7 protein-coding genes and 1 tRNA gene are annotated in these 5,797 nt (G+C 38.5%); 1 reads left to right on the plus strand and 7 read right to left on the minus strand.

From position 1 onward, the window contains the following. Positions 1-28: 28 nt before the first annotated feature. Together ACR2MV_RS04930 and ACR2MV_RS04935 are read right to left on the minus strand one after the other, a co-directional pair. Positions 29-115 (minus strand) — tRNA-Ser (locus ACR2MV_RS04930). Positions 116-186: 71 nt separating this feature from the next. After that, complete coding sequence (locus ACR2MV_RS04935) at positions 187-1,218, minus strand: asparaginase (RefSeq protein ID WP_434020790.1); 1,032 nt, start codon at positions 1,216-1,218, stop codon at positions 187-189. Positions 1,219-1,281: 63 nt separating this feature from the next. Here ACR2MV_RS04935 and ACR2MV_RS04940 point away from each other — a divergent pair, with 63 nt between their 5' ends. Next, positions 1,282-1,959, plus strand: a complete 678-nt coding sequence (locus tag ACR2MV_RS04940; RefSeq protein WP_434020791.1) for a zinc metallopeptidase — start codon at positions 1,282-1,284, stop codon at positions 1,957-1,959. A 54-nt stretch (positions 1,960-2,013) separates the two neighbouring features. Here ACR2MV_RS04940 and ACR2MV_RS04945 read toward each other — a convergent pair whose 3' ends face one another. From ACR2MV_RS04945 to ACR2MV_RS04965, 5 genes are all read right to left on the minus strand, one after another. Beyond that, complete coding sequence (locus ACR2MV_RS04945) at positions 2,014-2,478, minus strand: Lrp/AsnC ligand binding domain-containing protein (protein ID WP_434020792.1); 465 nt, start codon at positions 2,476-2,478, stop codon at positions 2,014-2,016. A gap of 117 nt (positions 2,479-2,595) precedes the next feature. Continuing rightward, on the minus strand, positions 2,596-3,942 hold the full coding sequence (gene accC, locus ACR2MV_RS04950; protein WP_434020793.1) for an acetyl-CoA carboxylase biotin carboxylase subunit: 1,347 nt from the start codon (positions 3,940-3,942) through the stop codon (positions 2,596-2,598). A 72-nt stretch (positions 3,943-4,014) separates the two neighbouring features. Beyond that, entirely contained in the window at positions 4,015-4,506 is a 492-nt protein-coding gene (accB, locus tag ACR2MV_RS04955; protein ID WP_434020794.1) for an acetyl-CoA carboxylase biotin carboxyl carrier protein, read from the minus strand. A gap of 21 nt (positions 4,507-4,527) precedes the next feature. Further along, on the minus strand, positions 4,528-5,526 hold the full coding sequence (locus ACR2MV_RS04960) for a beta-ketoacyl-ACP synthase III (RefSeq protein WP_434020795.1): 999 nt from the start codon (positions 5,524-5,526) through the stop codon (positions 4,528-4,530). Positions 5,527-5,686: 160 nt separating this feature from the next. Beyond that, positions 5,687-5,797: 50S ribosomal protein L32 (locus ACR2MV_RS04965; RefSeq protein WP_434020796.1), on the minus strand; the 111-nt coding region annotated here is incomplete at its 5' end.

Below are 5,797 nucleotides of genomic sequence, written 5' to 3' on the forward strand. Positions count from 1 at the left end.
AAATTTTGGAACATAAGAACATCTTCCGCGGAGAGAAAGGGATTCGAACCCTTGTTACAATTTCTCATAAACACGCTTTCCAAGCGTGCGCCTTAAGCCACTCGGCCACCTCTCCAAAATGTCAAAATTTTATATGAGCGGCAAGTAACAAAAAATTATTTACTTGTAAAAACTTTTACTCTAAAACTAGTTCATTTCTCCACGCAAGGAAAGCTCAAATTCACGCTTAAAGTTCTCAAATGGAATTTTCTTACCCAATAGTAATTTCAATTTTGCCAGGGCCGACTCTGTAGTGATATTCTTGCCACTTATTACCCCCATGTTTTTCAAGTGAACACTTGTTTCATAATGCCCCATAAGGACACCTCCACTAATGCATTGGGTAACATTAATCACCGGAATGCCTTTTTGGATAATTTTGAGTAAACTGTTTGAGAACCATTGTGATGTAGGTGCATTCCCTGCGCCATAAGTTTCAAGAATAAGCCCTTCCAGCTCTGGGTACTTTAAAATATGACTCACGACCGACTCACTTATTCCCGGAAACAATTTCAGCACCAAAACCTTTGCATCGAGTTTTTTTTGCAGCTGCAAAGGAAGTTTTTTATCGGGTCTCAGCAAATGAGAATCATTAAAATTCAGATGTACACCACTTTCTGCCAGATGAGGATAATTAGGTGACTCAAAGGCCTCAAACTGCTCTGAACTTACTTTTGTAGTTCTGTTTGCCCGGTACAATTTATATTCAAAATACAATCCAACTTCCTGAATAATTGCTTCGTCATTCTTTCTTGAGGCTGCCACCTGAATTGCAGTAATTAAATTTTCTTTAGCATCCGTTCGTAGATCTCCAATTGGTAATTGAGAACCTGTAAAAATTACCGGCTTGGATAAATTTTCTAAAATAAAACTCAAGGCAGAGGAGGTATATGACATGGTGTCAGTGCCCGTTAGCACCACGAAACCATCTATATCATCATAACGTGATTTGATAATTTCTGCAATTTTTATCCAGTACTCAGGGCTCATGTCGGAAGAATCTATCGGCTCTGAAAACGCCGTAGTTTCTATCTTACAGTCTAATAATTTTAATTCCGGAATCTTCACTTTTATGTTTTCAAAGTCAAACGGCTTTAAAGCATTTGACTTATAATCCTTGACCATACCAATGGTTCCTCCCGTATAAATTAATAGGATTTGAGGTGTGTTATTTCCCATGATAAAAATTTTGCATGCTTTTTGCTATAAAAGTATTAATTATAACCTTAGAATAGATTTATTATGAGTGGTTCTTTTATTTTGATTATTATTATTGGACTGTTAGGCATGTTTGTGCAAAGCAGGCTGAAAAGTAAATTTAAAAAGTATTCAAAGCTGCATTTACAGAATGGCTTGAGCGGAAAAGAAATAGCTGAAAAAATGCTGGCTGACAATCATATATATGACGTAAAGGTCATTTCCACTCCCGGGAGATTAACCGATCACTACAATCCCCAAAATAAGACGGTCAATCTAAGTGAAGCTGTTTATTCAGAACGCAATGCTGCTGCAGCTGCAGTGGCAGCTCATGAATGTGGGCATGCCGTACAGCATGCAAAAAGTTATGCCTGGCTTCAATTAAGATCAAGGCTGGTACCAGCGGTTGGCATCTCTTCTAAATTTGCATCTATTCTGCTGATCGTAGGAATTTTTACAGTAGAGGCCTTTCCACAACTCTTGCTTCTCGGGATTCTACTATTTGCTGCCACCGTAGTATTTTCTGTAGTAACCTTACCTGTAGAATATGATGCCAGTAACAGGGCCTTGGTATGGCTCGAGGAAAAAAATATGGTGACAAGTGATGAGCACGATGCAGCAAAAGACGCCTTGAAATGGGCCGCAAGAACCTATGTTGTTGCAGCTCTTAGCTCTATTGCCACCCTGCTATACTATGTGAATATCTATAATAGCAGAAGTTAATGATTGGAAATAAAAATCCTGAGGGCCTCAAATTGTAAGGCCACGATCTTTATGTTAAATCTTCATCTGTCGGTCGATCTGTTGATCTAAAGAAATGAATGTTTCGGTGCGGGCAACTCCTTTAATATTCTGAATTTCGTGATTAAGAACCTGCATTAAATGCTCATTGTCACGACAAAGAATCTTTACAAAAATGGCGTAATTCCCGGTAGTATAATGACTTTCTATCACTTCATCAATTTCCTTTAATCTTTTGGTCGCCTCTTTATATTTACTGGAACTATCAAGAAAAATTCCCACAAAGGCAAGGGTCTTAAAGCCAAGCACCTTGGGGTTGATCATGAATTTTGATCCGGCTATTAAACCTGATGCTTCCAGTTTTCTCAAACGCTGGTGAATGGCCGCACCGGAAATACCCACCTCCCTGGCAATACTTAAAATAGGGGTTCTGGCGTCCTCCATAAGTTGATTCAGGATTAACTTATCGATGCCATCAATTTTTATGCTTTGCTCTTTCATAAGTATAGTTACAAATTAGTATTTAATCTTACATATTAATAAAGATTTAAAATAAATATAAAAAAAAAGATGTGAATTTATCACATCTTTTCTATTTATACTTGTCACTTGCAACATTTAGTCTTCCTGAATAACAAAGTCATCCATAAATGCGGTAGTGTAATTTCCAGCAACATAATCCGGATCATCCATTAATTGTCTATGGAATGGAATAGTTGTTTTGATTCCTTCAATCACAAACTCATCAAGTGCTCTTTTCATTTTCGAAATAGCCTCTTCTCTGGATTGAGCAGTAACTATTAACTTGGCGATCATTGAATCATAATTTGGAGGAATGGTATATCCAGCATACACATGTGTATCCAATCTCACTCCATGACCCCCTGGCGCATGAAATATGGTAATATTTCCTGGTGATGGTCTAAAATTATTATAAGGATCCTCTGCGTTTATTCTACATTCGATAGAGTGCTGGGTAGGATAATAGTTGATACCAATAATCGGAACACCTGCCGCTACTTTAATCTGTTCACAAATAAGATCGAAATTTGAAATTACCTGCTCTGTAATTGGGTGTTCCACCTGTATTCTGGTATTCATTTCCATGAAATAGAAATTCCTGTGCTTATCAACCAAGAATTCAATGGTTCCTGCTCCTTCATACTTGATAAATTCCGAAGCAAGTACTGCAGCTTCTCCCATCTTCTCTCTCAATTCATCCGTCATAAAAGGAGACGGTGTTTCTTCAGTCAATTTCTGATGCCTTCTTTGAATGGAACAATCTCTTTCAGAAAGGTGACAAGCCTTGCCATTTGAATCTCCTACAATTTGAATTTCAATATGTCTGGGCTCTTCGATCAGTTTTTCCATATACATGGAATCGTTTCCAAAGGCGGCTTTAGATTCTTGTCGTGCAGAATCCCATGCATCCTGAAGGTCCTCAGGGTTCCATACGGCTCTCATTCCTTTTCCACCACCACCGGCAGTAGCCTTAAGCATGACTGGATAACCGGTTTCTTCTGCTATTTTCTGAGCAGCTTTAAAAGACGGAATAATTCCATCTGATCCCGGGACAGTGGGCACGCCAGCCTTCTTCATTGTAGCCTTGGCGGACGCCTTGTCTCCCATAAGATTGATCATTTCTTCAGAAGCACCAATAAACTTGATTCCATGCTCCTCACAAATCTTTGAAAAACGGGCATTTTCAGACAAAAACCCATAACCAGGATGAATAGCATCTGCATTCGTAATTTCTGCCGCTGCTATGATATTTGAAATCTTTAGATATGAATCTGCACTTGATGCCGGACCAATACATACTGCTTCGTCAGCAAAACGAACATGCAAACTTTCAGCATCAGCTGTAGAATATACAGCCACCGAACTTATACCCATCTCGCGACAAGTTCGAATAATACGAAGAGCAATTTCTCCTCTATTCGCAATTAATATTTTTTTAAACATAATTTAATCAAATTACATTAATACTGAATCACTGAAAAAGCAATCGCTTTATTCACAAGTGATAGCTTATTTCTAGGAAGGATCGATCAGGAATAAAGGCTGATCGAATTCAACTGGTGACGAGTCTTCAATTAAAACTTTTACGATTTTACCTGAAACCTCAGATTCAACCTCGTTAAATAGCTTCATTGCCTCAATGATACAAACCGTATCTCCTGCTTCAATAGTATCACCTACTTTCACAAACACTGGTTTGTCTGGAGAAGGCTTTCTATACAAAGTACCGATGATAGGTGATTTGATTTCTATATATTTAGAGGTGTCCTCGCCACTGCTTTCTGCTGCTGGAGCCGCAGGTTCGGCAGCTACTGCAGGAACCGCCTGAACTTCAGGTTGAACCTGAACTGGCATGGATACCGGAGCTGCTTGCTGAAAATAATTAGTTTCTGTTTTTTCAGCGCCTGTCTTGATCGTAATCTTGACATCACCCATTTCTAATTTAACTTCATTTGCTCCAGATTTGGCAACGAATTTAATTAGGTTTTGAATTTCTTTTAAGTCCATAATTATAGGTTTAAATATGTTTTATGAATTATAACACCACTTAAAATAGATGGATCCCCAGGAAAACCCTCCACCAAAGGCGGCAAGAATCACAGTATCTCCTTTTTTAAGTTGCTTCTCATAATCAGCTAAAAGTAATGGTAAGGTAGCTGAAGTTGTATTTCCGTAATTTTGAATGTTCAGCATCACTTTGGATGCATCCAATTTCATTCTTCGAGCTGTGGCTTCCACAATTCTCTTGTTTGCCTGATGCGCAGCAAGCCAATCTACATTCTCGTTGCTCAAACCATTCTTTTTCAAGATTTTCTCGCAAACATCGGCCATATTAAAGACGGCATTCTTAAAAACGGTCTGTCCATCCTGACGTGCAAAATGAAGTCTGTCCTTCACAGTTTCATCTGTTGCAGGCATTACTGAACCACCGGCTGGTACATTCAAGAATTCTCTTCCTGACCCATCAGTTCTCATGATCTCATCCTGAAGGCCATTCCCATCAGTAGTGGGCTCCACCAAAACAGCGCCAGCTCCATCTCCAAAAATGATACAAGTGGCTCTGTCTGTATAATCGATCATTGATGAATTCATATCAGCACCAATCAATAAGATTTTTTTATACCTGCCAGACTCTATATATCCGGCAGCAACAGATAAACCATATAAAAAACTCGAACAGGCAGATTCAAGATCAAAGGCAAATGCATTTACGGCACCTATCTCAGAAGCAACAAATGCTCCGGTAGATGCTGCCTGCATATCGGGTGTGGCAGTGCACAAAATCACCATTTCAATCTCAGTAGGATCCAAATTGCTTTTAGCAAGGAGGTCCTCTGCCGATTTAATAGCAAGATAAGAAGTTCCTTTCCCTTCTTCTTCCTTTAAAATTCTTCTCTCTTTAATACCGGTTCTTGAAGTAATCCATTCATCATTGGTTTCAACCATGGTCTCCAATTCCTTATTGGTAAGGATATAATCAGGAACATATTTCCCAACAGCGGTAATCGCAGCAGTAACTTTATTCATGTCTATATTTTTACTGTTTTAGAAAAAAACAGAGGTCAAAAGTAATAAAATTAAGTTTGGAAGTTCGTCAAAAAAAGACATTTTTTGCCTCATTTTAATTAAAATCAACAAAAAAACCCTCAAAAATGAGGGTTTTTCACATAATCGTTGTTTTCTAAGACTATGCCTGATTTTCTTGAGAGTCGATCAAAATCTGACCTCTGTAATAAAGCTTTCCTTCATGCCAATGAGCACGGTGGTATAAATGAGCTTCGCCAGTAGTAGGATCTTT

It is taken from the genome of Lutimonas sp., from assembly GCF_051011215.1.
Classification (GTDB): Bacteria; Bacteroidota; Bacteroidia; order Flavobacteriales; family Flavobacteriaceae; genus Lutimonas.

Coding starts and splice junctions, on each gene's coding strand:
- ACR2MV_RS04935 (WP_434020790.1), bottom strand. CDS start 1,218: ATGGGAAATAACACACCTCAAATCCTATTAATTTATACGGGAGGAACC.
- ACR2MV_RS04940 (WP_434020791.1), top strand. CDS start 1,282: ATGAGTGGTTCTTTTATTTTGATTATTATTATTGGACTGTTAGGCATG.
- ACR2MV_RS04945 (WP_434020792.1), bottom strand. CDS start 2,478: ATGAAAGAGCAAAGCATAAAAATTGATGGCATCGATAAGTTAATCCTG.
- accC (WP_434020793.1), bottom strand. CDS start 3,942: ATGTTTAAAAAAATATTAATTGCGAATAGAGGAGAAATTGCTCTTCGT.
- accB (WP_434020794.1), bottom strand. CDS start 4,506: ATGGACTTAAAAGAAATTCAAAACCTAATTAAATTCGTTGCCAAATCT.
- ACR2MV_RS04960 (WP_434020795.1), bottom strand. CDS start 5,526: ATGAATAAAGTTACTGCTGCGATTACCGCTGTTGGGAAATATGTTCCT.